Genomic DNA, 25680 nt, shown 5'->3' with positions numbered 1-25680 from the left:
CTGATGAAATAATGCATCGCTCCGCACTATTGGCTAAAACAGCGTCATCATTGGGAATTCTTCCATTTCCAGTTACAATAGCGCCGAGCGATAATTAAGTGATGAGAATACATGCAAAATCCCGATCCAGCGGCAAGTAATCAACGCCGTTTCTTCAGCTATCTGCAACCCTACAAACTGGCCTTTTTTGTTGCAGTCATCGGCATGATTGGCTATTCCGCGGTAGATACTTTTGTCATCTCAAATACGAAAACCCTGATTGATGAATCCCTGGGTGCCGGAGACAGTGATTTCCTGCGTCTTGCTGCTATTTGCATCGTGCCGCTTTTCATTTTACGAGGGTTGTTTAATTTTCTCGGTACTTACACGCTAAGCTGGATTGGCTCCCGGGTGGTCATGACCATGCGACAGCAATTATTTGAAAAGTACATGCATTTGCCGGTGTCATTTCATGATCAGCAAGCGGTGGGCACCCTTATTAGTAAAGTGACCTATGATACCGAGCAGGTTGCTAACGCTGCCAGTAAAGCATTACTTACCATTGTACGTGAAGGCGCGTTCATCATTGGCGTACTTGGCTTTATGCTGTATTACTCCTGGCAGCTGTCGGCGATATTTCTGGTTATTGGCCCGGTGGTTGCTGTTATAGCGTCTTTTGTCAGTAAGCGTTTTCGCAAGGTCAGCCGCAGTATTCAAAAATCCATGGGGAGTGTTACTGAATCCGTGGAGCAGGCCGTGAAGGGCCATAAAGTGATTTTGATGTTCGGCGGCCAGGACTTCGAACGTGAACGCTTTGCAAAGAAAAACAATCATAACCGCCAGCAGACCATGAAGCTGGCGGTAACCCAAATCCTGAGTGTTTCCTCTATTCAGGTTATTGCCTCCATTGCACTTGCCGTGGTGTTATTTATGGCCAGTTTGCCGGAAATTCTTGATGAACTTACTCCCGGTACTTTTATTAATGTGGTGATTTACATGGTGATGTTGCTTAAACCACTTAAGCAACTGACCACCGTAAACAATGAATATCAACGGGGCATGGCCGCCTGCAACAGTATATTTGAAACCCTCGATGAAGAAATTGAAGTCAATACGGGTACAAAAGTGATCGACAGGGCCGAAGGTAATATCGCTTTTGATGAGGTTACGTTCTGCTATCCGGGGAAAGAACGTCCAGCGTTAACCAACATCAGTTTTCAGGCTAAGCCCGGTGAAACTATCGCGCTGGTGGGTAAATCTGGTAGCGGTAAATCAACCATTTCTTCTCTGTTGACCCGATTTTATATTCCGCAGCAGGGCCGGGTGCTGCTTGATGGTGAAAACATCAATAATATTGAATTGCGTGCCCTTCGAAAGCAGTTTGCTTCGGTGTCGCAACATGTCACGTTGTTTAACGATACTATTGCAAATAACATCGCCTATGGGGTAACCGAAAAAGTCAGTCGTGACGAAATTGAACAAGCGGCTGCTATGGCCCATGTTACCGAGTTTGTCGGCATGCTGGGTGATGGCCTCGATACAGTTATTGGTGAAAACGGTCTGATGTTGTCGGGCGGACAACGCCAGCGTATTGCTATAGCCCGGGCTATTCTGACCAAAGCGCCGGTACTCATTCTCGATGAAGCCACCTCTGCACTGGATACCGAATCAGAAAAACTCATTCAGGATGCTCTGGAGAAACTGCAGAAATCCTGTACGTCCTTAGTGGTGGCGCATCGCTTGTCTACCATCGAGAAAGCGGACCAAATCATCGTTGTGGATCAAGGGCGGATTCTCGAGCAAGGCCGTCACGACGAACTGCTGGCGAAAAAAGGCCATTATGCACAACTCCATGCATTGCAGTTTGGTGAGACCCAAAAGTGAACGCTGTGCAGGATCTTTGGTACAAGAAGTCACTAGTAGCTTGGCTGCTGTGGCCGTTGTCTGTTTTATTTTGTTTGATAAGTGGCGTTCGTCGAAGCCTGTTTCGTGCTGGTATCAAAACCAGTTCTAAACCCGATGCGTTTATTATCGTGGTGGGTAATATCACGGTAGGGGGCAACGGAAAAACACCGGTCGTATTGGCAGTGGTCGAGCATTTTAAAACCCAAGGTGTGCTGGTTGGTGTTCTCAGTCGCGGTTACGGGGGCACAATGACAGCGCATCCTCACCTTGTTTCACCAAACGACGAGGCCAGTGTAGTTGGCGATGAACCGAGTTTGATCGCCCGTAGGGCCGGTGTGCCTGTGGTGATCGATCCGATTCGAGCCCGTGGCGCGGCGAAACTCGCCAATGAACTGGGTTGCAAAGTGATTGTCTGTGACGATGGTTTACAGCACTATGCGCTAAAACGTGATCTCGAACTTGTGGTTATGGATAAGCGTTTGCTAGGGAACGGTCATTTGTTACCCATGGGCCCCTTAAGAGAGAAACCCAATCGACTTGCTTCTGCTGACGCGCTGATTCTGAATGGTGATGTTGATTTAACAGCACTGAAGCAAACCGTGAATCTTCCACAAGACTTTGGTTTTACGCTAATTGGTAATGGATTCGTCAATGTACGTAACCATGAGTTGAAACGCGTTAGCACGGATTTTACCGGTAAAAGGGTCTCTGCTTTGGCAGGAATAGGCCATCCGCAACGATTCTTTAAACAGCTTTCCGACATGGGGGTTGATACCGCTCGTTGTCGTGCGTTCGCTGATCACCATCATTTTCAGCCTGAAGATCTGCCTGATGGCACCGTGCTGATGACCGAGAAAGACGCGGTTAAAGTCCGTGAATTTGCTCACGAAGATTGTTGGTATTTGCCTGTTAAGGCAAGTTTTCCGACAACGTTCTATGCATTTCTCCATCGGCATTATGTTAATTACAGTAAGGAAAAATAATGAGCTTCGATGTTAAATTATTAGATGTACTGGCTTGCCCGGTATGTAAAGGCAAGCTGGCAGTGGCTCAGGATAAAAAAGCGTTGCGGTGTCGTTTTGATCGCCTCAGTTATCCTGTTATCGATGGTATTCCGGTGCTGATTGAGGCTAAGGCGAGCCAGTTGTCCTCTGATGAGTTGGAAGCGGCAAGATGAACGACTTTACCGTCATTATTCCCGCTCGTTTTGGTTCTTCCCGCTTTCCGGGAAAACCTCTCGCTGATATCAACGGTAAACCCATGATTCAGCATGTAGTGGAGCGTGCAGAAGAAGCCGGTGCATCCTCCGTTATCGTCGCGACTGACGACCAGCGTATTGCTGATGTTGCTTCTGCGTTCAGTAAGGTGGTGATGACGTCGCCCGATCACGAATCTGGTACCGAACGGCTTTCTGAAGTTATTCGATTACAGGGGATCTCTGACGATACCTTAATTGTAAACGTGCAGGGTGATGAACCCTTTGTGCCAGCCGCCAATATTCGCCAGGTGGTAGAGAACCTTTCCCGTCGCGAAGATGTGGCAATAACCACGCTCGCCACAGAAATGCAGTCATCTGAAGATGTGCTTAACCCCAATATGGTTAAAGTGGTTCGTAACGCAAAGGGAGAAGCGTTATATTTCTCTCGATCAGCCATTCCCTTCGCGCGAGGTTCGATGCTGAGCAATCCGCTAAATAATGATCCTGCGGGCTTCCTTCGCCATATTGGCTTATATGCTTATCGTGCCGGTTACGTGTGTCAGTATGTGGATTACACGCCCAGTGCGCTCGAGCACATTGAATCATTAGAGCAGCTACGGGCACTATGGTACGGCGATAAAATACATGTAGATGTGGCAGTTGAACCACCCCCTGTAGGTATCGATACGCCGGAAGATCTCGACCGATTACTTGCTCACCTGAACCAAGGAAGCTAAATATGACCTTTAAAGGTCTCGTTGCCCGAATTACGCTGACATTCATTGGTGTGACAGGGGGAAGTGGCGCATTTTCACATGCCCATGCGACAAGTGAATTTCATTGGTCCTTGGGGCCGTCATTGCCTTTATCGGTACAGGAAATTTATCCAGCCGTCCATAATAACCAGATTTATGTGGCTGGTGGGCTAACTGCCGGTAAAGATAAATTCTCGGTTTCTGACCAGGTTTTCAGAATTAGCGCCGATGCCGATGGTTGGCAGACGTTGCCGTCTTTTCCTGCGCCAACGCACCATGCTATGTTGGCTTCTGCTGGTGGCAGCTTGTGGGCGTTTGGTGGTTTTACCGAAAGTGAAGACGGGCAGTGGAACAATTCTTCCGCCGTTTATCAGTTTGATGAAAAGCAAGCAGAATGGGTTAAACGAAACCCTATGCCGGTGCGGCTTTCAGAAAGTATCTCTGCGGTTATCAATGGCAAGGTTCACCTCGCTGGTGGACGCACTTCAAAAGATGACAATTACCGCTGGCAACATCATCTCGACTCCGATTGGCACGGAATTTTCGATCCTGACTCGAAAGTTTGGCAGACAGGAGCCCCTTTACCTACGCCTAGAAACAGTGCTTGCAGTGTTGTGTACGACAACAAATGGCATGTCATTGGTGGGCGAACTGTAGAGGGCGGAAATACCAATGTGCATGAAGTTTTCGATGTGAGCACTGATCAATGGAAAACTGAAAAACCGATGCCTGAAGCGGCAGCAGGGATTGCTTGTGCTGTTCTCGATGACAGCATTTTTGTGTTTGGCGGTGAGTACTTTGACGACCAGGGCGGCGGTGTTTTTTACAAAGTATGGCGCTATGAACTAAAGAGAAAACGTTGGTCGGAAGCTGCGGTTATGCCAGTTCCGAGGCATGGCTTAGGTGCGGTGACGTTAGACAATGCTATTTGGTTAATAGGTGGCGCTGCAGAGGCGGGACCGCATGATACCCGCCATACTGTTAGTAAATTTACCTTGATGAAGGCTACGCAGTAGTCTCATCATCCAACGCTTCATCGTCTTCTGGGCTGATAACCCCCCAAACGTCATGCTGATCAGCGTGAATGATTTCTGCCCATACCCGATCACCCGGCTTCACATCGTGGACACCATTCAAATGCACCACGCCGTCAACTTCTGGCGCATCTGCATAAGTACGGCCAACCGCACCTTCGGCGTCTACACTGTCGATGACCACCAGGTATTCTTTACCTATGCGCTGTTTAAGGCGCGCAGCGCTGATTTCACTTTGCACTTCCATAAAACGTGCTAAGCGTTCTTGTTTAATATGTTCAGGCACTGGATCGGGTAAGTCGTTCGCTTTTGCGCCTTCTACCGGGCTGTAAGCAAAGCAGCCAACGCGATCGAGTTGCGCTTCACGAATAAAATCGAGTAACTCTTCAAACTCTTCTTCGGTTTCACCAGGGAAACCCACAATGAACGTCGAGCGGATGATGAGTTCCGGACATGCCTCCCGCCAAGCTTTTACCCGTTCAATGGTACGCTCGGCGCTGCCAGGACGCTTCATTAAACGCAGTATGCGTTTGTTGGCATGTTGGAATGGAATATCTAGGTATGGCAGAACGCGACCTTCATTCATTAGCGGGATAAGATCATCGACGTGAGGGTAGGGATACACATAGTGCAGACGAACCCACATATCCAGCTCGCCCAACTTCTCGCAAAGTTGCTGCATGTGAGCTTTAACCGGCATGCCGTTCCAGAATCCGGTACGGTGTTTAACATCTACACCGTAAGCACTGGTATCTTGTGAAATCACCAGTAGCTCACTTACGCCTGCTGCTTTGAGTCGTTTCGCTTCGTCAAGTACTTCACCCACGGGACGACTAACTAAATCACCACGCATGGAAGGAATAATACAGAACGTGCAACGGTGGTTGCAGCCTTCGGAAATTTTTAAATACGCGTAGTGACGAGGCGTCAGCTTTATGCCGTGATCGGGCACTAAGTGTTCGAAAGGATTATGAACTGGCTTAGGAAGATGCTCGTGCACTCGCTCAACCACAGATTCATATGCGTGAGGGCCTGTGATAGCTAAAACGTTCGGGTGAACTTCGCGAATTTCATCTTCTTTAATGCCCAAACAACCGGTAACGATAACTTTGCCGTTTTCAGCCAGTGCTTCACCAATGGTGTCGAGAGATTCCTGCACTGCGGAGTCAATAAAACCGCAGGTGTTAACAATGACTAATTCGGCATCGTTATAGGTTGGAACAACATCGTAACCTTCAGTGCGTAACTGGGTAAGAATGCGTTCAGAATCCACCAGGTTTTTTGGACAGCCAAGGCTGACAAAGCCTATTTTCGCTGCGGGATTTGAAGAGGTATTTTCGCCAGCCTGCTGACGGCCAGCTTCAAGGACTTTTACCGGTGTTTCCAGCGTGGTGGTCTGGTTCGGTATAAACTTTTCTACGGTCATTTTTTCACATCACAAAACACAATGCAGGGATTATATCATTTTTACAGCGCAGCGCCGTTAAAAACGGCAGCCTGGTTTAAAAACCTGTCTTTGCTACACCGGCAACTGATAGACTAGGTTTCTTTTTTAACGCAACACACTTAAACAAACATTCCATGCTTCTTCCACTTCACTGCTATGACGAAGCGGGCAGGGTAAAACCCCCGCTCTGGCTTTATTGGATGCTAATTCTGTTGTGTTCAGATTGGCTGGCCCTGGTATTCTCGTTGCTTACTTTTGGCAAAACCTCGGAATTGCTGTCTTTATTCTATCCTGACCGTTCGCAATTAGGCATGCGATTACTGGCTACGCTGCCTTTTGTTGTTACCTTGTTACTGCTTGGCAATCGAGAGCGATTATGGAAACGAGGGTGGACGGAATGGAGGAAACTAATTTACCCATTGCTGATGATGGGTGTGGTGATGAGCATACTGGCGCAAGTGCTACCCATGGGGCAAGATCACTGGGCTTTTCACTGGACGCCGGCCGCATTCTTACTGGCTAATCTTATTTTGGCGTTAACCGCATTGCAGAGCATTCATCTAAAAACACTGTATGCTGACTGGCGATATCGGGAGCCAGAATCCGCGAAACTGGCTCAAGCCGATGTTACTGAACCTGCTGGCCAAGGGCCTGTTCAAAATAGAGCGCAGCGCTGATATTGCTGTTATTCACTAGACGTTCATAGCAAATACCTGCGAAAGCATAAGAGCGATCAGCCACATCTAGCACCACGAAAGGGGCTTCAGGGTCGGTGTCGTCATAGCGCCAGTGCCCACCTGCAAGCTTTCTGTAGCATTCACCCAAGTATGCGCCGTAAATGTTGCAAATAGTGAAGACGGCAGAATCTTCCAGGGCGCGATCCTGATATTTATCCAGAAAGGAAAGCAGAATGTCGTCTACTTTGCTGACACTTTCTTTGCTGAAATCCAGCGTAACGTCAAATTCTTGCTCAGCAGTTCGCACAGCATCAACGGAACATTCTTCCATCAGTGTGGCAAGTTCGGCCTGTTTCATTGTGTTCTCCTTTTTCTTTATTGTGCGCGTTATCTGGCGATCTGTCTATTTTGATGTCAAACGATTGATAACAGAAGCAGCTGCAAACATACCAAATGTTGCGGTAACGGTGACAACCGCACCAAATCCGCCGGCGCAATCGAGTCTGGTACCGCCCTCTAAAGCGGATTTGTTATGGCATACAGAGCCATCCGGTTGTGGGTAGCGCAGCTGTTCAGTTGAGTAAATGCATTCCACACCGAAGCGGCGTTTAGGATTTTTGCTGAAATTATAAAATCGGCGTAAATCGCTTCTCACTTTAGCCGCTAACGGGTCCTGAATGGTTTTCGCGAGGTCGCCGCGGGTAATTTGTGTTGGGTCAATCTGCCCACCGGCACCGCCAACGGTCACCACATGGATTTTGTTTCGTTTACAGTGCGCGATGATGGCAGCCTTGGCTTTCACGCTGTCGGTGGCTTCAATCACACTGTGCATATTGGCTGTGAATAATTCTCTTACGTTCTCTGCGGTCACGAAATCTTCAATGGCATTAACGCGACATTCAGGGTTTATTAAAGCTATACGCTGCGCCAGTACCTCAACTTTTGGCTGGCCGACTGTGTTATCGAGAGCGTGAATTTGGCGGTTAATATTGGTTGTACAGACATCATCCAGATCAATCAGGGTGATTTCACCCACCCCTGAGCGAGCGAGTGCTTCAGCGCTCCAGGCACCAACCCCACCAACGCCGATAACACAGACGTGGGCATTGGTTAAAGCGTGAAGTCCATCATTGCCATATAGCCGGGTGATACCACCGAAACGTTGTTTTTCGCTCATAACTTGCCATTTATTTTTGTCAAAAAAACAGCAACGCAGACTGCGCCGCTGCAGGGGGCGCATAGTACCTTTTCTTGGTGTTATTTGCAGTAGTTGCGCTGCAACAATGCTATTTATTCCATCATTGTCCTATTAAAACGAATAATGAATCCGTCATTTGCCAAAATACGTTCAATAACAGGTGTGGTCTAATGCATCTAAGATAAAGTTTAAGGAGTGTCAGATGGGATTACTGGTAGACGGTAAGTGGCAAGATAAGTGGTATGACACCGACAGTAACGACGGTAAATTTCAGCGTCAGAAGTCAGTGTTCAGACATTGGGTAAAAGATGAAGCGGATGCTGATTTTGCACCAGAGAGTGGGCGCTATCATTTATATGTGTCCTTGGCGTGTCCATGGGCGCATCGCACCCTTATTTTTCGCGAATTGAAAGGCTTAACCGATCACATCGATGTATCGGTGGTATCGCCTGAAATGCTGAGTAATGGATGGACGTTCGATGAACAATCCGGCAGCACCGGTGATCACTTGTACGGCTTTAAATTCATGCATCAACTGTATACCAAAGTGGACGATGGGATCACGTCCCGTGTAACAGTGCCTGTTTTATGGGACAAAAAAATGGAGACCATCGTCAGTAATGAATCGGCAGACATCATTCGTATGTTTAATTCTGCTTTTAATGTACTAACGAATAATACACTGGATCTCTACCCGGAAACCTTACATGCAAAAATCGATGAGATTAATGCATTGGTTTACGACAATATTAACAACGGCGTATATAAGTGCGGGTTTGCTACCAGTCAGAAAGCCTATGAAGAGGAGTTTAGCAAACTGGTGAATGCCCTCGACATTGTTGAAGAGATGCTAAGTAAGCAACGTTATCTTTGCGGTGAAACGTTAACCGAATCTGATTGGCGCTTGTTTACCACGCTGATCCGTTTTGACCCGGTGTATTACGGCCACTTCAAATGCAATCACAAACGCATTGTCGACTATCCGAACCTTTATGATTACATGCGAGAGCTCTATCAGTATCCCGGCGTAGCTGAAACAACTGATTTTTCCCATATTAAGCGGCATTACTATTTTAGCCATACGATGATCAATCCTACTCAGGTGGTACCTGTTGGGCCGTTTCAGGATTTATCAGCACCACACACAAGAGATAAAAATTATGAGTAATCGCACCGTTGTGACCCTGCATCAGGGCAAAGCCACTCAAGACGGGGCCGGGGTTTCGTTAACCCGGATTATTGGTCAGCCTACATTGCCGCGACTAGATCCGTTTCTGATGTTGGATTTCTTCGGTTCAGATAACCCCGGAGAATACATAGCGGGCTTTCCACCTCATCCGCATCGCGGCTTTCAAACCGTGACTTACATGTTGGCGGGCAAAATGCGCCATCGTGATTCCGTTGGTAACGAAGGTGTCATTGATGCAGGTGGAATTCAGTGGATGAACGCGGGACGCGGGCTGATCCATGAAGAGATGCCAGAGCAGGAATCGGGTTTACTACAGGGTTTTCAACTGTGGGTAAATCTACCCGCGGCTGACAAGATGTCAGCGCCAGACTACGAAGACATTAAGCCAGACCAGGTGCCATCTGTTGCGATTGGGCAACACAGTATTGCCAAGATATTGGCCGGTGAGCTGAAGGGGCAAAGCGGACCCGTAAAAAGTCATGCCGTTGCGCCGCGATTCCTTGACCTACAAAGCCAAGAGGCCGACCTTGTTAGCATAGAATGCGAGTCTGAACACAATGCTTTTCTGTATTGCTATCAGGGTGGCGCAGAGATTGCTGGTACTTATATTGAAGCAGGAAAGTTAGCCGTGCTGAGTCAAGGTGACAATATTGATATTTCGCTGGATGCGAATTCAAAGTGCATCTTGGTCTCTGGGCAGCCGATAAACGAGCCTATCGCACAGTACGGGCCATTTGTAATGAATACTGAGGCCGAGATCCATCAGGCGATCCAAGATTATCAACGCGGTGAACTCGCCTGATAAATAGGCACTTTTGCGGGGTTTTGTTTCATTTCTGTTAAAAAAGCCCGTTTTATCCACTTTCCTGCATCCTGTAATTGAACCAAAAAAGGTCCTGCCTTAGTATGAGCTAAGGCAGGAAAAAGAATCTAGCTGTAAAACAAACAGGAAAGTCAATGAAACCAGTTATCTTAGCCGGTGGGACAGGAAGCCGTTTATGGCCGAAGTCACGTGCCGCACTTCCAAAACAATTTCTCGCGTTAACTTCTGAGCAGACCATGTTACAAGAAACGGTAACTCGGCTGAAAGGCACGGACTCAGAGGCACCCGTTTTCATTTGTAATGAAGCTCACCGGTTTCTGGTTGCAGAACAGTTACGTGTTCAGAACATAGCGCACGACGGTATTTTACTCGAACCTGTGGGCCGAAACACGGCACCGGCTATTGCCCTGGCGGCGCTGCATGCGACTCAGGGCGGGGAAGACCCAGTCTTACTGGTGCTGGCTGCTGACCACCTGATTAAAGATACCCATGCTTTCCACACCGCCATTGATAAAGCAGAAAAGCTGGCGAAAGCCGGTAAGTTGGTCACGTTTGGTATTGTACCGGACCAGCCACATACCGGTTACGGTTACATTAAAGCCGGCGACGGCATCGACAACGGCTACGTGGTAGATGAGTTTGTTGAAAAGCCTAATATGGATACCGCTGAAAAGTATGTCGCCTCAGGCAAGTATTTCTGGAACAGCGGCATGTTTATGTTTAAAGCCAGCCGTTATCTGGAAGAGCTGGAAAAATACAATCCTGAGATTCTTGCTGTGTGTAAACAGGCCATTGAAACGGAATCACCGGATTTAGATTTTATTCGTGTTGACGCCGACGTATTTGCCGGTTGCCCTGACGATTCTATCGATTATGCCGTGATGGAGAAAACCGACAGTGCTGCCATGGTGCCACTGGATGCAGGTTGGTCCGATGTAGGGAGCTGGTCATCGCTGTGGGAAACCGCTGAAAAAGACACCCGCGGTAACGTGGTAGTGGGTGATGCCATTTTAGAAGGCGTGAACAACAGCTACATCAACGCCGAACAGCGTTTGATTTCCGTTATTGGCCTGGATGACGTGGTGGTGGTCGAAACCAAAGACGCCATCATGGTTGCGCACAAAGACAAAGTGCAGGATATCAAAAACGTGGTTAACCGCCTGAAAGCGGAACAACGTCCTGAATTTGAATTCCACCGCGAAGTATTCCGTCCGTGGGGCAGTTACGATTCCATCGATAATGGTGCCCGTTTCCAGGTGAAACGCATTACGGTGAAGCCAGGTGAAAAACTGTCGGTGCAGATGCACCACCACCGCGCTGAACATTGGATTGTGGTAAGCGGTAGCGCCAATGTTACCATTGGTGAAGAAACCCATTTTGTTACCGAAAACCAGTCTAAGTATATTCCAATTGGTGAAGTTCACGCATTGGAAAACCCGGGTAAAATTCCATTAGAGCTGATTGAAGTACAATCTGGTGGGTATTTGGGTGAAGACGATATCGTCCGCTTCTCCGACCGTTATGGCCGTACTGAGAACAAAGGTGGCAAAGCGTGAGTCAGCCGATTACCTGTTTTAAAGCCTATGATATTCGTGGTGAGCTGAATACCCAGCTCTCCGAGGAAGTCGCTTACCGTATTGGTCGTGGGTTCGCCACCGAACTGAATGCAAAAACCGTGGTTGTAGGGGGCGATGTGCGTCTTACCTCCACGCCATTGAAACTGGCCTTAGCGGCTGGCCTCATTGATGGTGGCGCCACGGTGTTGGATTTGGGTGATACGGGTACCGAAGAGATTTACTTTGCCACTAAGCATCTTGGTGTCGATGGCGGTATTGAAGTAACGGCAAGCCATAACCCGATTAACTACAATGGCATGAAAATGGTGAAAGCCGGTTCTGTGCCCATCAGTGGTGATACGGGCTTAAACGCCATCAAAGACGCCGCGGAAGCGCTGGATGATAGCCTTGTCGCCGAACGACTGGCGTTTTACTGCAACGGCGAAACCATTGATGCTGATGCCTTCTTTAATGGTAAGGCCCATGTTTCAACAGACAAGCTTAACGCCAGTGGTCAGTACGAATTAAAAGACTGCCTCACTGACTATGCTGAACATGTGGTGTCTTACATCGACACAGCAAACCTGACGCCGCTTAAAATAGTGGCAAACTCCGGTAATGGCGCGGCAGGTAAAGCGCTGGATGCCATCGAAGCGGTGTTTAAAGCGAAAGGGGTGCCGGTAGAATTTATCAAAGTACATCATCAGCCCGATGGCACTTTCCCCAATGGCATTCCTAATCCACTGTTACCAGAAAACCGCGATGATACTGCGCAAGCCGTCATCGACAGCAAAGCCGATTTCGGTATTGCCTGGGACGGCGACTTCGACCGTTGCTTCCTGTTTGATGCAAACGGGGTATTTATCGAAGGCTATTACATTGTGGGCTTGCTCGCACAGGCGTTTATCGATAAAGAAGCGGATGCAAAAATCATCTACGACCCGCGGGTGTTCTGGAATACCGAAGATATCGTGAAGTCAGCAGGTGGTATTCCGATTAAATCGAAAACTGGCCATGCGTTCATTAAAGAAAGAATGCGCAAAGAAGATGCGGTGTACGGCGGCGAAATGAGCGCACACCATTACTTCCGTGATTTTGCCTACTGTGATTCAGGGATGATTCCGTGGTTGCTGGTGGCAGAATTGCTGTGTACCAAGCAAATCAGCCTGGCAGATATGGTAAAAGCCCGTATTGAAGCGTTCCCGTCGTCGGGTGAAATCAACAGCAAACTGAAAGATGCTGATGCGGCACTGGCACGTATTAAACAGAAATACGAAGCCGACGCCCTGGTGATTGATGATACCGACGGTATTGGCTATGAATTTGCTGAATGGCGATTCAATTTGCGTAAATCCAATACAGAGCCGGTTATCAGGCTGAATGTGGAATCGAAAGGTGACATTCCACTGATGGAAGCAAAAACTGAAGAATTGATTACGCTTATACGAAGTGAGTAATTGATATATTCAATGGATATAAGCCTCGCCTGTTTGCGAGGCTTTTTTGTTAATTAAAGAATAAAAATCATCCAGCCGTGGCAAAGCACCACAACTGTTGTCAGTATCATTCTTAGCGATATGTAGCTGACGATGGCTTCTTTATCCAGGCTCAACGACTGTTTGTCATACATCAACACCGCCAAGTAGGTAACAGATAATACGCTTAGTATCATGCTTGAACCTGCAAAAACCAGGCATAACCATCCAATAATGGTTGGCAACATTGCAATGTAAACTTGCGGGCCAAAATCTTTTTTAGACAGCGCATCCCACCAGTAAATCCCACCAAAAAAGGAAAGCAGTACGGCTGAATACTGCGTGAAATAGCGTGCACCTTCCGGTAACGGAAGAAGATTCATCACTACAGCTAGCGGTAGCAGCATAAAGGGGAGTAAGCCTGCTGCTCCCAATATAACAACGGAATAGGGCATAGCGGTCCTTATTTCAGATAAAAAAATAGCGCCTTAAGGCGCTATTTTAGTAACAAGCGGTCTTACTTTTCCAGCGGGTTATATTTGCGCTGGCTATAACCGGTATAAAGCTGACGAGGACGACCAATTTTCTGACCTTTGTCGCTCATCATTTCATGCCAGTGTGAGATCCAGCCTACTGTACGAGACAGGGCGAAAATACACGTGAACATGTTGGTAGGAATACCAATTGCTTTCAGTACGATACCTGAATAGAAATCTACGTTAGGGAAGAGTTTCTTCTCTGCGAAGTACGGGTCGCTCAGTGCAATACGCTCAAGTTCCATTGCAACATCAAGCAGTGGATCTTGTACGTTCAGCTCTTTAAGCACTTCGTGACAACTTTCACGCATTACTGTTGCACGAGGATCGTAGTTCTTGTATACGCGGTGACCGAAGCCCATCAGACGGAACGGGTCGTTCTTGTCTTTAGCGCGTTCGATAAACTCAGGAATACGATCTACGCTGCCAATTTCTTCCAGCATGTTCAAACACGCTTCGTTTGCACCGCCGTGAGCAGGTCCCCACAGTGATGCAACACCAGCAGCAATACATGCATAAGGGTTGGCACCAGAAGAACCAGCCAAACGTACAGTAGACGTAGAAGCGTTTTGCTCGTGGTCTGCGTGCAGTGTGAAAATGCGGTCCATTGCGCGTTCAACTGCAGGGCTGATTTTGTATTCTTCAGCAGGTACTGAGAACATCATGTTCAGGAAGTTACCTGCGTAGCTCAGGTCGTTACGTGGATAAACGAACGGCTGACCAACGTTGTACTTGTAGCACATTGCAACCAGAGTAGGCATCTTCGCAATCAAGCGATGTGCACTGCGCATGCGCTCTTCAGGGTTAGATACGTCCAGGTCACTGTGATAGAAAGAAGACATCGCACCTACAGTACCGCACAGCATCGCCATAGGGTGGGCGTCGTTGCGGAAACCATGGAAGAACATGTTAATTTGCTCATGAACCATGGTGTGACGGGTGATAGTTGCACTGAAATCGTCGTACTGTTCTGCGTCTGGTGCTTCACCGTTCAGCAGCATGTAACATACTTCGAGGTATGAAGCATCGCGTGCAAGCTCTTCGATAGGATAACCGCGGTGTAACAATACACCCTTTGCGCCGTCGATATACGTGATGGATGACTCGCAAGAGCCAGTAGCCATGAAGCCAGGGTCAAACGTAAAGTAACCGTTTGCGCCCAGTGAACGTACATCAATTACATCTTGACCTTCGGTTCCGGATAAAATCGGTAGCTCGATTTCTTTATCACCGGCTTTCAGAATGGCCTTCTGATCTGCCATAAATGCTCTCCTCAGAATGGTTCTTTGGCAACGTACTCGCTTAAGAATTAAACGAGTTGGTTGGAAAAAGTGGCGTATTTGTACTTTATTATGCAGCTAAAAGTCAATTTAATTGCAAATTTGTATAATAAATATTCCAACTTATTAAAACTTATATCGAAATTGTATTACAACTTTAATGCTAGTTAAAAGTGCCACCAATGCTGATAAACCACCTGTTAAAAGAGAAAGCGTTAATTAACATGTTTATCAAAAGAATAAATTGAACAGATAATTACATCTGTGTCATCTCTGCATACTGTACTTATGAATGTGGTATATTTTGATGTGACGTTAAAGACTTTAACCGGCACACAGCAAAAAGTATATGGCGATGTGTAATGACTGACGTTAGCCTATCATATATCTCATCGCGCTGTGTTCAGAAGTTATACGACTAAAGTCCTAATAGGGTACAAAAAATTGTAATTGTACAATGCCGTCGATATACTCAGGCGTGCTTGAAAACGAGGCCATAGTGCATTGTTAATAAAGCAATAAACACTTCACAAATTGTTAACAACTCAACGGATGAGACAATTAACAGGTAAATAACCGAATTACTCAGTCAGGACATAAAAACAACGAGTAATTCATATCCCTACGGATTAAACAGGCATAAATTGTGAAAAAGCAAAGACCAGTAAATTTAGATCTCAATACAATTAAATTTCCTCCCTCTGCTGTTTCTTCAATTCTCCACCGCGTCACCGGCGTCGCCATGTTCTTTGCACTCTTATTTGTTATCTGGGCATGGGCCGTTTCCGTGTCGTCTCCAGATGGCTTTGCCAGCGTGCAGTCAATCATGGATGGAGTAATTGGAAAACTGATTGCTATCGGTACAGCTTCAGCGCTGACCTACCACATTCTCGGTGGCGTGCGTCACGTCATTATGGATATGGGTCACCTGGAAGAACTGGAATCTGGTAACAACAGCGCTCGCGCTATCATCGCGCTTTGGGTTGTTCTTACTGTCGTATTGGGAGTTGCACTATGGTAACTAATCACGCATCCATCAAGCGCAATGGTGTTCAAGACTTCGTAACACTGCGCACTACCGCTGCTATTATTACAGCATTTTCTTTGTTCATGGCTTGGTTCTTCATCACCACCGACGAACTGACTTATGAAGTATGGCGTGGCCTATTTACTGGTCTGGGCATGAAAGTGTTCACCTTTGCTACTCTAGTAGCAATTATGTTTCACGTGCGTGTTGGCCTCTGGCAGGTTCTGACAGACTACGTTAAAGCAACCGGTCTACGCGCTGTGATCCAGTTTGTACTGAACCTTGTTGCGTTCGTATACGTTCTGGTTGGTCTGTTTGTTTTGTGGGGTATTTAATATGAGTTTACCAGTTCATGAATTTGACGCCGTCGTAATTGGCGCCGGTGGTGCAGGTATGCGCGCAGCCCTGCAGATTTCTCAATCTGGCAAATCTTGCGCACTATTATCAAAAGTATTTCCTACCCGTTCTCACACTGTATCTGCGCAGGGCGGTATTACCGTAGCGCTGGGTAACTCACACGAAGATAACTGGGAATGGCACATGTACGATACCGTTAAAGGTTCCGATTACATCGGTGACCAAGACGCTATCGAATATATGTGTAAAACAGGTCCTGAAGCCATTATTGAAATGGAAAATATGGGTCTGCCTTTCTCACGTTTTGAGAATGGTAAAATTTATCAGCGTCCTTTCGGTGGCCAGTCAAGAAACTTCGGTGGCGAGCAGGGTGCTCGTACTGCTGCTGCAGCCGACCGTACCGGCCACGCGCTGCTTCACCTTCTGTATCAACAGAACGTGAAAAACAAAACTAAAGTCTTCTCTGAGTGGTACGCACTTGATCTGGTTAAGAACCAAGATGGCGATGTAGTAGGTTGTACTGCTATCGATATCGAAACCGGTGAAGTGGTTTACTTTAAATCACGCGCGGTTGTGCTGGCGACCGGTGGTGCAGGCCGTATTTACGCGTCTACGACTAACGCGCACATCAACACTGGTGATGGTGTTGGTATGGCACTGCGTGCAGGCGTTTCTGTACAAGATATGGAAATGTGGCAATTCCACCCAACAGGTATTGCAGGTGCCGGTACGCTAGTAACGGAAGGTTGTCGTGGTGAGGGTGGTTACCTGCTCAATAAAGACGGCGAACGTTTCATGGAACGTTATGCACCAAACGCGAAAGACCTTGCTGGTCGTGACGTTGTTGCCCGTTCAATGATGACTGAAATCCGTGAAGGGCGTGGTTGTGAAGGCCCTTGGGGTACGCACATTAAACTGAAACTTGATCACCTGGGTAAAGACGTACTCGAGTCTCGTCTGCCTGGTATCCTAGAGCTGTCACGTACATTTGCTCACGTTGATCCAGTTAAAGAACCTATTCCGGTTATTCCAACCTGTCACTACATGATGGGTGGTATTCCTACTAACGTTCACGGTCAGTGTTTGACTGTAGACGAAAACGGTAACGACTCTGTGGTTAACGGTCTGTTCGCCTGTGGTGAGATTGCCTGTGTATCTGTACACGGTGCGAACCGTCTGGGTGGTAACTCGCTGCTTGACCTGGTGGTATTCGGTCGTGCGACCGGTCTGCACCTGGGTGAAAAACTGGCTGAAATCGCGCCTACTCGCGATGCCTCTGAATCTGACCTTGAAGCGGCAATGTCGCGCTTCAACCGTTGGGAATCTTCAGAGAAAGGCAAGGGTGAAGATCCGGTTCAAATTAAAAAGGACCTGCAGCAATGTATGCAGCTTAACTTCTCGGTATTTCGTGAAGGTGATGCAATGGCTGAAGGTTTACAACAACTTAAAGAAATTAGAGAACGCCTGCAATACGCACGTCTTGATGATAAGAGTTCTGACTTCAATACGCAGCGTATTGAGTGTCTGGAACTTGATAACCTCATGGAGACAGCTTTCAGCACTGCGGTGGCTGCGAACTTCCGTACGGAAAGTCGTGGTGCACACAGCCGTTTCGACTTCCCAGATCGTGACGATGAGAACTGGTTATGCCACAGCATCTACCGTCCACAAACTGAGTCTATGTTGAAACGTGACGTCAATATGGCGCCTAAGTTACGGGAAGCATTCCCGCCTAAAGTGCGTTCGTATTAAGAGAGGCAAGTATAATGAAAGTTAATTTTTCAATTTATCGCTACAACCCAGAAGTAGACGACGCGCCTAAAATGCAAGACTACTCACTGGAAGTGGAAGAAGGCCGTGACATGATGGTGCTGGATGCGCTGCTGCTGATTAAAGAGCAGGATCCAACATTGTCTCTGCGTCGCTCATGCCGTGAAGGTGTGTGTGGTTCAGATGGTATGAACATGAACGGCAAGAATGGCCTGGCATGTATTACACCGCTGTCTTCTCTGGGTAAAGGTAAAATCGTTATTCGCCCACTACCCGGTCTTCCTGTAGTGCGTGACCTGGTTGTAGACATGACCCAGTTCTATAATCAGTACGAAAAGATTAAACCGTTCCTGATTAACGACAGTAAGCAACCCCCAGCACGTGAACATCTGCAATCTCCTGAAGATCGCGCGAAGCTTGATGGCCTGTACGAATGTATACTTTGTGCATGTTGTTCAACGTCTTGCCCGTCTTTCTGGTGGAACCCAGACAAGTTTATCGGCCCAGCTGGTCTGCTTCATGCTTACCGTTTCCTTATCGACAGTCGTGACACTGCTACAGAAGAACGACTCAGCGATTTGGATGATGCATTCAGCGTCTTCCGTTGTCACGGTATCATGAACTGTGTCAGTGTATGTCCTAAAGGGTTGAACCCGACGAAAGCTATCGGCCAGATTAAGTCGATGCTTCTGCAGCGGGCTGTTTAGTACTAAAATTTGTCGCTTTTTTAAGCAGCAAGTTCTATTAAGCTAGATAGCCATCCCAAAAGGATGGCTATTTTTTTATCAATACGGGATAAATGGTTGGTTTTTATTCACAATATGATCATAACTATTGGTTCTTATGAAAATAACCGTCATAATATAACACCGTGTTAAAAAATATTTCCTAAACGTAGCAAGGCACAATAATGCAAGAAAGCGTGATGAAAGCGTGGTGGGACTCCTCGCATATGGCAGGCGCCAATGCTGCCTATGTGGAAGAGCAGTACGAGATGTACCTCGACAACCCACAAAGCGTTTCCGATTCATGGCGTCAGGTCTTCGAAACCTTACCGAAAGTTGACGGCGTAGAACTGGAAACTAACCATACAGCTATTCGTAACCAATTCCGACAGCTTGCCGCTCTCGGTCCTACAGCTAGAATGTCCTCATCGGCCGGCAAGGATGGCGCAGCGCCTTCTGATGACCGCCAGGTAAAAGTTCTGCAGTTAATCAACGCTTACCGTTTCCGTGGACACCAGAATGCTAATCTTGATCCGCTGGGTCTCTGGAAACAGCCAAAAGCCCGCGATTTAGATTTATCTCACCATAGTCTTACCGAATCTGACATGGACGCTGTGTTTAACGTTGGCTCTTACGCCATCGGTCAGGACACAATGTCTCTTCGTGACCTGTTCAAATCACTCAACCGCACCTACTGTGAATCTGTTGGTGCCGAGTATATGCACATCACTGATACTGAACAGAAGCGCTGGTTACAACAACGTATTGAGTCAGTAGAAGCTAGTCCGCAAATCTCTAAAGAAGAGAAAGTGTCTATCTTAAAAGCACTGACTGCGGCAGACGGCATGGAAAAGTATCTGGGCGCAAAATTCCCGGGTGCTAAACGCTTCTCACTAGAAGGTGGCGATGCGCTTATTCCTATGCTGAAAGGTCTGATTACAGAAGCTGGCACGGTAGGCACTAAAGAAGTGGTTATCGGTATGGCTCACCGTGGTCGTCTGAATGTACTGATAAACGTACTGGGTAAAAACCCGTCAGTGCTGTTTGACGAATTCTCTGGTAAGCATGACAACACGCTGGGTTCTGGTGACGTTAAGTACCATGCTGGTTTTTCTTCAGACTTTGCGACACCAGGTGGCAATGTTCACCTTGCATTGGCATTTAATCCGTCTCACCTTGAAATTGTTAATCCGGTAGTGATGGGTTCTGTGCGTGCTCGTATCGATCGCCGTAATGACGATTTCAATAAAGTACTGCCAATTACTATTCACGGTGACTCTGCGATTGCAGGTCAGGGCGTTGTGCAGGAAACATTTAACATGTCTCAAACCCGCGGCTTTGCAGTGGGTGGTACAGTACGTATCGTAATCAACAACCAGGTTGGTTTCACAACGTCTAAGACAGAAGATACACGTTCAACACAATACTGTACTGACATCGCTAAGATGGTTCAGGCACCTATCTTCCACGTTAATTCTGATGATCCTGAAGCGGTTATGTTTGTGACTAAACTGGCGCTTGAGTATCGTAATAAGTTCAAGAAAGACGTGGTTATCGATTTGGTTTGCTATCGTCGTCATGGACACAACGAATCTGACGAGCCAAATGCAACGCAGCCGTTGATGTACCAAAAAATCAAAAAGCACCCTGTTCCTCGCCAACTGTATGCTGACCAATTGGTTGCAGAAGGCAGTTTGGAACAACGCGACGCAGACCGCTTTATCGAAGAATATCGTGCGGCGCTGGATCACGGCGCGTGTGTTGTTGAAGAATGGCGTCCAATGACAGAGCACTCTGTTGACTGGTCTCCTTTCATTGGCCACGATTGGGACACGCCTTACGATGGCGCAATTGCCATTGATAAGCTGAAACAACTGGCAGAGTCTGTAAGTAGCTATCCTGAAGAATTCAAACTTCATTCTCGCGTTAATAAAGTTTATCAAGATCGAAAAGCCATGGCTGCCGGTGAGAAATTACTCGACTGGGGTATGGCTGAGAACCTCGCGTATGCGTCTATCGTAGATAGCGGTAGCAGCATCCGTATGACTGGTCAGGATTCAGGTCGTGGTACCTTCTTCCACCGTCATGCTGTTCTGCACAACCAAACTGATGCAAGCACGTTTATGCCGCTTCAAAACATCAGCAAAGATCAGGGCGAAATTGAAATTTTTGACTCTGTATTGTCTGAAGAAGCGGTAATGGCGTTTGAATACGGTTTCGCAACAGCGGAACCTACTACCATGACAATCTGGGAAGCTCAGTTCGGTGACTTTGCTAACGGTGCACAGGTGGTGTTCGACCAGTTCTTAAGTTCTGGTGAAGCTAAGTGGGGCCGACTGTGTGGTCTGACTGTACTGTTACCACACGGTTACGAAGGACAGGGCCCAGAGCACAGTTCAGCCCGTCTTGAGCGTTTCCTGCAGCTTTGTGCAGACCACAACTGGCAAGTGTGCGTACCTTCTACACCTGCGCAGGTGTTCAACATGCTGCGTCGTCAGATGGTCCGCCCAATGCGTAAGCCACTCATTGTAATGTCTCCGAAGTCATTGCTGCGTCACCCGCTAGCGGTTTCTTCGTTAGAAGAACTGTCTGAAGGTGTGTTTAAAAACGTAATCGGTGAGGTTGACGAAATCGATCCAGCCGGCGTTAAACGCGTTGTAATGTGTTCAGGCAAGGTATATTACGACCTGCTTGACCAGCGTCGTAAGAATGAACAGACCGATGTGGCAATTATCCGTCTTGAGCAGTTGTATCCGTTCCCTCAGGAAGAAGCAGCGAAAATCGTTGCCGAGTACAGCCATGTGAAAGACTGGGTTTGGTGTCAGGAAGAGCCTCAAAATCAGGGCGCCTGGTACAGCAGTCAGCATCACTTCTGGCAAGCCATTCCCGATGGCGCAAAATTAACATATGCTGGACGTGAAGCATCGGCTTCGCCTGCAGTAGGCTATCTATCCGTTCACAACCAGCAACAGAAAGCACTGGTTGAAGACGCACTCACGATTAAATAAAGGAACAGTGATGACAATTGAGATAAAAGTTCCGGTTCTGCCTGAATCAGTTGCCGATGCGACCATTGCAACTTGGCATGTAAAAGCCGGTGATGCAGTTAAGCGCGATCAAAACCTGGTTGATATTGAAACCGATAAAGTCGTTCTGGAAGTGGTAGCACCTGCTGACGGTGTTATTGGCGAAATCCTGAATGAAGAAGGCGCAACTGTATTAGGTGAGCAAGTAATTGCGAAGCTGAGCGAAGGCGGTGAAGCCCCAGCTAAATCAGAAAGCAAATCTTCTGAAGCGAAAGCAGAATCTAAAGATGCAGCGCCAGCTGCTTCGGGCAAATCAAGCGACGTTAAAGTACCTGTACTGCCAGAATCAGTTGCAGACGCAACCATCGCTACCTGGCACGTTGCTGTAGGCGAGCAAGTAAGCCGCGATCAGAATCTGGTTGATATTGAAACCGATAAAGTGGTTCTGGAAGTAGTAGCGCCGGCTGACGGTTCTCTGGCAGAAATTCTGGCAGAAGAAGGTGCAACGGTAACAGCTGAAGAAGTGATTGCTAAGTTTGTTGAAGGTGCGTCATCAGGTGCATCTGCGCCAGCGGCGGCTGAAGAAGCTGACGACAGTGATGATGGCGATGCATTAAGCCCGTCTGTTCGTCGTTTACTTGCTGAAAAAGGCGTTGATGCGTCTAAAGTAAAAGGTACCGGCAAAAACGGTCGTATCACCAAAGAAGATGTTGAACAGTATCTGAAAGGTGGTAGTGCGGCACCTAAAGCAGCACCTGCAGCTTCAGAGCCTGCGGCAAATCTGCCTACCGGCGACCGCAGCGAAAAACGTGTTCCTATGACCCGCCTGCGTAAAACTATCGCAACGCGTCTGCTGGAAGCGAAAAACTCGACTGCCATGCTGACTACGTTCAACGAAGTGAACATGAAGCCAATCATGGACCTGCGTAAGCAATACCAAGAAGGCTTCGAGAAGCGTCACGGTATTCGTCTTGGTTTCATGTCTTTCTACGTGAAAGCGGTTACCGAAGCGCTGAAACGTTTCCCTGAAGTAAATGCATCACTTGATGGCGATGACATTTGCTACCACAACTATTTTGATATCTCTATCGCGGTTTCTACGCCGCGTGGTCTGGTGACGCCAGTGCTGAAAGACACTGACAACCTGGGCATGGCAGGTATCGAGAAAGGCATCAAAGAACTGGCTCTGAAAGGTCGTGACGGTAAACTGTCTATGGCTGACCTGCAGGGTGGTAACTTCACTATCACTAACGGTGGTGTGTTCGGTTCTCTGCTGTCTACGCCAATTATCAACCCGCCACAAAGCGCGATTTTGGGTATGCATAAAATCCAGGAACGCCCAATGGCAGTGAATGGCAAAGTAGAAATTCTTCCTATGATGTACCTGGCCCTGTCTTACGACCACCGTATTATCGATGGTAAAGAGTCAGTTGGCTTCCTGGTTACTGTGAAGGAAATGCTTGAAGATCCAACACGTCTGTTACTGGACGTTTAAGTTTTCAGGTAGTCATTGTGTGCAGGTAACAATTCGTTGTTGCCTGTCACAGCGCTGGTTTCGAAGAATGAGGCCGGTCATACTAATCAAGTCGCATAAGCGACTTTTGTCTTACTAAAAATCGGATAGAAACACCATGAATTTGCATGAATACCAAGGTAAGCAGCTATTCAAAGAATACGGTTTACCTGTTTCTGAAGGATACGCATCAGACACACCAGAAGGTGCTGTAGAAGCGGCCGACCGCATCGGCGGTGACGAGTGGGTTGTGAAATGTCAGGTACATGCCGGTGGTCGCGGTAAAGCGGGCGGCGTTAAACTTGTAAAAGATAAAGAAGACATTCGCGCATTTGCAGAGAAGTGGCTTGGCAAGAACCTGGTAACTTTCCAAACTGATGAGAAAGGTCAGCCAGTAAGTAAAATCTTAGTTGAATCTTGCACTGATATCGCAAACGAATTGTACTTAGGCGCGGTTGTTGACCGTGGTACACGTCGCGTTGTTTTCATGGCATCAACTGAAGGCGGTGTTGAAATTGAAACCGTTGCAGAAGAAACGCCTGAGAAAATCCTGAAAGCTGAAATCGACCCAATTGTTGGTCCTCAGCCTTATCAGGCACGTGAAATGGCATTTAAACTGGGTCTGGAAGGCGTACAAGTAAAACAGTTTACGCAAATCTTCCTGGGTCTGGCGAAGATGTTCGAAGATCTTGACCTGGCGCTGATCGAAATCAACCCGCTGGTAATCAAAACTGACGGTAACCTGCACTGCCTTGACGCTAAATTGGGCGTAGACGGCAACGCACTGTATCGTCAGAAGAAAGTTAAAGAGATGCACGATCCTTCACAGGAAGATGCCCGTGAAGCTCACGCTGCTTCTTTCGAGCTGAACTACGTTGCACTTGACGGTAACGTTGGCTGTATGGTTAACGGTGCAGGCCTGGCCATGGGTACCATGGACATCGTAAACCTGCACGGCGGTAAGCCTGCAAACTTCCTGGATGTTGGTGGTGGCGCGACGAAAGAGCGTGTTGCTGAAGCATTCAAAATCATTCTGTCTGACAGCAATGTTAAAGCAGTACTGGTTAACATCTTCGGTGGTATCGTGCGTTGTGACATGATCGCTGAAGGTATCATCGGCGCAGTAAAAGAAGTAGGCGTTGAAGTACCAGTTGTTGTACGTCTTGAAGGTACAAATGCTGATCTTGGCCGTGACGTTCTGGCGAACTCAGGTCTGGATATCATCGCTGCTGAATCGCTGACTGATGCAGCAGAAAAAGTTGTTGCTGCAGCGGAGGGCAAATAATGTCAGTTTTAATTAATAAAGATACCAAAGTAATCTGTCAGGGTTTCACTGGTGGTCAGGGTACTTTCCACTCTGAACAGGCAATCGCTTACGGTACGCAAATGGTTGGCGGTGTAACGCCAGGCAAAGGCGGTACTGAGCACTTAGGTCTGCCAGTATTCAACACTGTACGTGACGCGGTAGAAGCGACAGGCGCAACGGCATCTGTTATCTACGTACCAGCCCCTTTCTGTAAAGATTCAATCGTTGAAGCGGCTGATGCTGGCATCGAGCTGATCGTTTGTATCACTGAAGGTATCCCTACGCTTGATATGCTTTACGTTAAAGAGTACGTAAATGCAAAAGGCGTTCGTATGATTGGTCCTAACTGTCCGGGTGTTATCACTCCGGGTGAATGTAAGATTGGTATCATGCCTGGTCACATCCACAAGCCTGGTAAAGTAGGTATTGTTTCTCGCTCTGGTACACTGACGTACGAAGCGGTTAAACAAACTACAGACGAAGGTTTCGGCCAGTCTACCTGTGTTGGTATCGGTGGTGACCCAATCCCAGGTTCTAACTTCATCGACATCCTGAAAATGTTCCAGGACGACCCACAGACTGAAGCGATTGTTATGATCGGTGAAATCGGTGGTACTGCTGAAGAAGAAGCGGCTGCGTTTATCAAAGAAAACGTAACTAAGCCGGTTGTTTCTTATATCGCAGGTGTTACTGCTCCTCCAGGTAAGCGCATGGGCCACGCCGGTGCAATTATCGCAGGTGGTAAAGGTACTGCTGACGATAAATTTGCAGCCCTTGAAGCAGCAGGCGTTAAGACTGTTCGTTCACTGGCTGACATCGGTAAAGCACTGCGCGAGCAGACTGGCTGGTAAGCCTCGCTTTTCGATAATTATAAAGCCCGCTAATAGCGGGCTTTTTTATTCGA

The 25680-nt window shown here is 47.5% G+C and carries 23 protein-coding genes; 18 read left to right on the top strand and 5 right to left on the bottom strand.

Features of this window, described 5'->3' with window-relative positions; translation table 11 throughout:
• The first annotated feature begins 111 nt into the window (after positions 1 to 111).
• The 5 genes from msbA to BFC18_RS04960 are packed head-to-tail and all read left to right on the top strand — an operon-like array spanning position 112 to position 4853.
• Positions 112 to 1863 carry a lipid A export permease/ATP-binding protein MsbA gene (gene msbA, locus BFC18_RS04980; RefSeq protein WP_070124096.1) on the top strand — a complete coding sequence of 584 codons (1752 nt, stop codon included), beginning with the start codon at positions 112 to 114 and terminating at the stop codon, positions 1861 to 1863.
• A complete protein-coding gene (gene lpxK, locus BFC18_RS04975) occupies positions 1860 to 2867 on the top strand; it encodes a tetraacyldisaccharide 4'-kinase (protein ID WP_070124095.1) in 1008 nt (335 codons plus the stop codon). The genes msbA and lpxK overlap by 4 nt, the downstream gene beginning before the upstream one ends.
• Positions 2867 to 3061 carry a Trm112 family protein gene (locus tag BFC18_RS04970; RefSeq protein ID WP_070124094.1) on the top strand — a complete coding sequence of 65 codons (195 nt, stop codon included), beginning with the start codon at positions 2867 to 2869 and terminating at the stop codon, positions 3059 to 3061. The genes lpxK and BFC18_RS04970 overlap by 1 nt, the downstream gene beginning before the upstream one ends.
• Positions 3058 to 3819 carry a 3-deoxy-manno-octulosonate cytidylyltransferase gene (gene kdsB / locus BFC18_RS04965; RefSeq protein WP_070124093.1) on the top strand — a complete coding sequence of 254 codons (762 nt, stop codon included), beginning with the start codon at positions 3058 to 3060 and terminating at the stop codon, positions 3817 to 3819. The genes BFC18_RS04970 and kdsB overlap by 4 nt, the downstream gene beginning before the upstream one ends.
• Positions 3820 to 3821: 2 nt before the next feature.
• On the top strand, positions 3822 to 4853 hold the full coding sequence (locus BFC18_RS04960) for a Kelch repeat-containing protein (RefSeq protein ID WP_083272926.1): 1032 nt from the start codon (positions 3822 to 3824) through the stop codon (positions 4851 to 4853).
• On the opposite strand, the gene rimO is transcribed toward BFC18_RS04960, so the two are convergent.
• Positions 4843 to 6297, bottom strand: coding sequence for a 30S ribosomal protein S12 methylthiotransferase RimO (gene rimO, locus BFC18_RS04955; RefSeq protein WP_070124092.1), 1455 nt, complete (start codon positions 6295 to 6297; stop codon positions 4843 to 4845). The two genes, BFC18_RS04960 and rimO, sit on opposite strands and share 11 nt — an antisense overlap.
• Before the next feature lie 155 nt (positions 6298 to 6452).
• On the opposite strand from rimO, the gene BFC18_RS04950 reads away from it, so the two are divergent.
• Positions 6453 to 6995 (top strand): DUF2919 family protein, encoded by a 543-nt coding sequence (locus tag BFC18_RS04950; protein WP_083272925.1) that lies wholly within the window; start codon positions 6453 to 6455, stop codon positions 6993 to 6995.
• On the opposite strand, the gene BFC18_RS04945 is transcribed toward BFC18_RS04950, so the two are convergent.
• Together BFC18_RS04945 and tcdA are read right to left on the bottom strand one after the other, a co-directional pair.
• A complete protein-coding gene (locus BFC18_RS04945) occupies positions 6946 to 7353 on the bottom strand; it encodes a hypothetical protein (protein WP_070124090.1) in 408 nt (135 codons plus the stop codon). The two genes, BFC18_RS04950 and BFC18_RS04945, sit on opposite strands and share 50 nt — an antisense overlap.
• A gap of 45 nt (positions 7354 to 7398) precedes the next feature.
• Entirely contained in the window at positions 7399 to 8172 is a 774-nt protein-coding gene (gene tcdA / locus BFC18_RS04940; RefSeq protein ID WP_070124282.1) for a tRNA cyclic N6-threonylcarbamoyladenosine(37) synthase TcdA, read from the bottom strand.
• 223 nt (positions 8173 to 8395) lie between these two features.
• Between tcdA and BFC18_RS04935 the strand changes: the two genes are divergently transcribed.
• From BFC18_RS04935 to BFC18_RS04920, 4 genes are all read left to right on the top strand, one after another.
• Positions 8396 to 9361 carry a glutathione S-transferase family protein gene (locus BFC18_RS04935; RefSeq protein WP_070124089.1) on the top strand — a complete coding sequence of 322 codons (966 nt, stop codon included), beginning with the start codon at positions 8396 to 8398 and terminating at the stop codon, positions 9359 to 9361.
• Positions 9354 to 10184 carry a pirin family protein gene (locus BFC18_RS04930; protein WP_070124088.1) on the top strand — a complete coding sequence of 277 codons (831 nt, stop codon included), beginning with the start codon at positions 9354 to 9356 and terminating at the stop codon, positions 10182 to 10184. The genes BFC18_RS04935 and BFC18_RS04930 overlap by 8 nt, the downstream gene beginning before the upstream one ends.
• Positions 10185 to 10339: 155 nt before the next feature.
• The gene (locus tag BFC18_RS04925; RefSeq protein ID WP_070124087.1) at positions 10340 to 11761 is read left to right on the top strand and encodes a mannose-1-phosphate guanylyltransferase/mannose-6-phosphate isomerase; all 1422 of its coding nucleotides are present in this window, start codon (positions 10340 to 10342) and stop codon (positions 11759 to 11761) included.
• Positions 11758 to 13218 carry a phosphohexomutase domain-containing protein gene (locus tag BFC18_RS04920; protein ID WP_070124086.1) on the top strand — a complete coding sequence of 487 codons (1461 nt, stop codon included), beginning with the start codon at positions 11758 to 11760 and terminating at the stop codon, positions 13216 to 13218. The genes BFC18_RS04925 and BFC18_RS04920 overlap by 4 nt, the downstream gene beginning before the upstream one ends.
• A gap of 53 nt (positions 13219 to 13271) precedes the next feature.
• Here the strand turns inward: BFC18_RS04920 and BFC18_RS04915 are convergent, their stop codons facing one another.
• Together BFC18_RS04915 and BFC18_RS04910 are read right to left on the bottom strand one after the other, a co-directional pair.
• On the bottom strand, positions 13272 to 13691 hold the full coding sequence (locus tag BFC18_RS04915; RefSeq protein ID WP_070124085.1) for a DUF3429 domain-containing protein: 420 nt from the start codon (positions 13689 to 13691) through the stop codon (positions 13272 to 13274).
• A 62-nt stretch (positions 13692 to 13753) separates the two neighbouring features.
• The gene (locus tag BFC18_RS04910; RefSeq protein ID WP_070124084.1) at positions 13754 to 15034 is read right to left on the bottom strand and encodes a citrate synthase; all 1281 of its coding nucleotides are present in this window, start codon (positions 15032 to 15034) and stop codon (positions 13754 to 13756) included.
• A 664-nt stretch (positions 15035 to 15698) separates the two neighbouring features.
• Here BFC18_RS04910 and sdhC point away from each other — a divergent pair.
• The 8 genes from sdhC (at position 15699) to sucD (ending at position 25627) form a co-directional block, all read left to right on the top strand.
• Positions 15699 to 16073: a succinate dehydrogenase, cytochrome b556 subunit gene (gene sdhC, locus BFC18_RS04905; protein WP_070124083.1), complete on the top strand. Its 375-nt coding sequence runs from the start codon at positions 15699 to 15701 to the stop codon at positions 16071 to 16073.
• Entirely contained in the window at positions 16067 to 16414 is a 348-nt protein-coding gene (gene sdhD, locus BFC18_RS04900; protein ID WP_070124082.1) for a succinate dehydrogenase, hydrophobic membrane anchor protein, read from the top strand. Before sdhC ends, sdhD begins: the two co-directional genes overlap by 7 nt.
• A 1-nt stretch (position 16415) precedes the next feature.
• Entirely contained in the window at positions 16416 to 18188 is a 1773-nt protein-coding gene (gene sdhA / locus BFC18_RS04895) for a succinate dehydrogenase flavoprotein subunit (protein WP_070124081.1), read from the top strand.
• A 14-nt stretch (positions 18189 to 18202) separates the two neighbouring features.
• Complete coding sequence (locus BFC18_RS04890) at positions 18203 to 18913, top strand: succinate dehydrogenase iron-sulfur subunit (RefSeq protein ID WP_070124080.1); 711 nt, start codon at positions 18203 to 18205, stop codon at positions 18911 to 18913.
• Between the two features lie 203 nt (positions 18914 to 19116).
• Positions 19117 to 21939, top strand: coding sequence for a 2-oxoglutarate dehydrogenase E1 component (locus BFC18_RS04885; RefSeq protein ID WP_070124079.1), 2823 nt, complete (start codon positions 19117 to 19119; stop codon positions 21937 to 21939).
• Between the two features lie 10 nt (positions 21940 to 21949).
• Positions 21950 to 23452, top strand: a complete 1503-nt coding sequence (gene odhB / locus BFC18_RS04880; RefSeq protein WP_070124078.1) for a 2-oxoglutarate dehydrogenase complex dihydrolipoyllysine-residue succinyltransferase — start codon at positions 21950 to 21952, stop codon at positions 23450 to 23452.
• A gap of 136 nt (positions 23453 to 23588) precedes the next feature.
• Positions 23589 to 24755 (top strand): ADP-forming succinate--CoA ligase subunit beta, encoded by a 1167-nt coding sequence (gene sucC, locus BFC18_RS04875; RefSeq protein ID WP_070124077.1) that lies wholly within the window; start codon positions 23589 to 23591, stop codon positions 24753 to 24755.
• The gene (gene sucD / locus BFC18_RS04870) at positions 24755 to 25627 is read left to right on the top strand and encodes a succinate--CoA ligase subunit alpha (RefSeq protein ID WP_070124076.1); all 873 of its coding nucleotides are present in this window, start codon (positions 24755 to 24757) and stop codon (positions 25625 to 25627) included. The genes sucC and sucD overlap by 1 nt, the downstream gene beginning before the upstream one ends.
• The last annotated feature ends 53 nt before the right edge of the window (positions 25628 to 25680 follow it).

Source organism: Alteromonas confluentis (assembly GCF_001757105.1).
GTDB classification, from domain to species: Bacteria; Pseudomonadota; Gammaproteobacteria; order Enterobacterales; family Alteromonadaceae; genus Alteromonas; species Alteromonas confluentis.
This window is presented reverse-complemented; position numbering and strand designations above follow the sequence as displayed.

Bases quoted from the DNA above. Each gene is read 5' to 3' on its own strand.
- msbA (WP_070124096.1), top strand. From the start codon at position 112: ATGCAAAATCCCGATCCAGCGGCAAGTAATCAACGCCGTTTCTTCAGC.
- BFC18_RS04970 (WP_070124094.1), top strand. From the start codon at position 2,867: ATGAGCTTCGATGTTAAATTATTAGATGTACTGGCTTGCCCGGTATGT.
- kdsB (WP_070124093.1), top strand. From the start codon at position 3,058: ATGAACGACTTTACCGTCATTATTCCCGCTCGTTTTGGTTCTTCCCGC.
- BFC18_RS04960 (WP_083272926.1), top strand. From the start codon at position 3,822: ATGACCTTTAAAGGTCTCGTTGCCCGAATTACGCTGACATTCATTGGT.
- rimO (WP_070124092.1), bottom strand. From the start codon at position 6,297: ATGACCGTAGAAAAGTTTATACCGAACCAGACCACCACGCTGGAAACA.
- BFC18_RS04950 (WP_083272925.1), top strand. From the start codon at position 6,453: ATGCTTCTTCCACTTCACTGCTATGACGAAGCGGGCAGGGTAAAACCC.
- BFC18_RS04945 (WP_070124090.1), bottom strand. From the start codon at position 7,353: ATGAAACAGGCCGAACTTGCCACACTGATGGAAGAATGTTCCGTTGAT.
- tcdA (WP_070124282.1), bottom strand. From the start codon at position 8,172: ATGAGCGAAAAACAACGTTTCGGTGGTATCACCCGGCTATATGGCAAT.
- BFC18_RS04935 (WP_070124089.1), top strand. From the start codon at position 8,396: ATGGGATTACTGGTAGACGGTAAGTGGCAAGATAAGTGGTATGACACC.
- BFC18_RS04930 (WP_070124088.1), top strand. From the start codon at position 9,354: ATGAGTAATCGCACCGTTGTGACCCTGCATCAGGGCAAAGCCACTCAA.
- BFC18_RS04925 (WP_070124087.1), top strand. From the start codon at position 10,340: ATGAAACCAGTTATCTTAGCCGGTGGGACAGGAAGCCGTTTATGGCCG.
- BFC18_RS04915 (WP_070124085.1), bottom strand. From the start codon at position 13,691: ATGCCCTATTCCGTTGTTATATTGGGAGCAGCAGGCTTACTCCCCTTT.
- BFC18_RS04910 (WP_070124084.1), bottom strand. From the start codon at position 15,034: ATGGCAGATCAGAAGGCCATTCTGAAAGCCGGTGATAAAGAAATCGAG.
- sdhD (WP_070124082.1), top strand. From the start codon at position 16,067: ATGGTAACTAATCACGCATCCATCAAGCGCAATGGTGTTCAAGACTTC.
- sdhA (WP_070124081.1), top strand. From the start codon at position 16,416: ATGAGTTTACCAGTTCATGAATTTGACGCCGTCGTAATTGGCGCCGGT.
- BFC18_RS04890 (WP_070124080.1), top strand. From the start codon at position 18,203: ATGAAAGTTAATTTTTCAATTTATCGCTACAACCCAGAAGTAGACGAC.
- BFC18_RS04885 (WP_070124079.1), top strand. From the start codon at position 19,117: ATGCAAGAAAGCGTGATGAAAGCGTGGTGGGACTCCTCGCATATGGCA.
- odhB (WP_070124078.1), top strand. From the start codon at position 21,950: ATGACAATTGAGATAAAAGTTCCGGTTCTGCCTGAATCAGTTGCCGAT.
- sucC (WP_070124077.1), top strand. From the start codon at position 23,589: ATGAATTTGCATGAATACCAAGGTAAGCAGCTATTCAAAGAATACGGT.
- sucD (WP_070124076.1), top strand. From the start codon at position 24,755: ATGTCAGTTTTAATTAATAAAGATACCAAAGTAATCTGTCAGGGTTTC.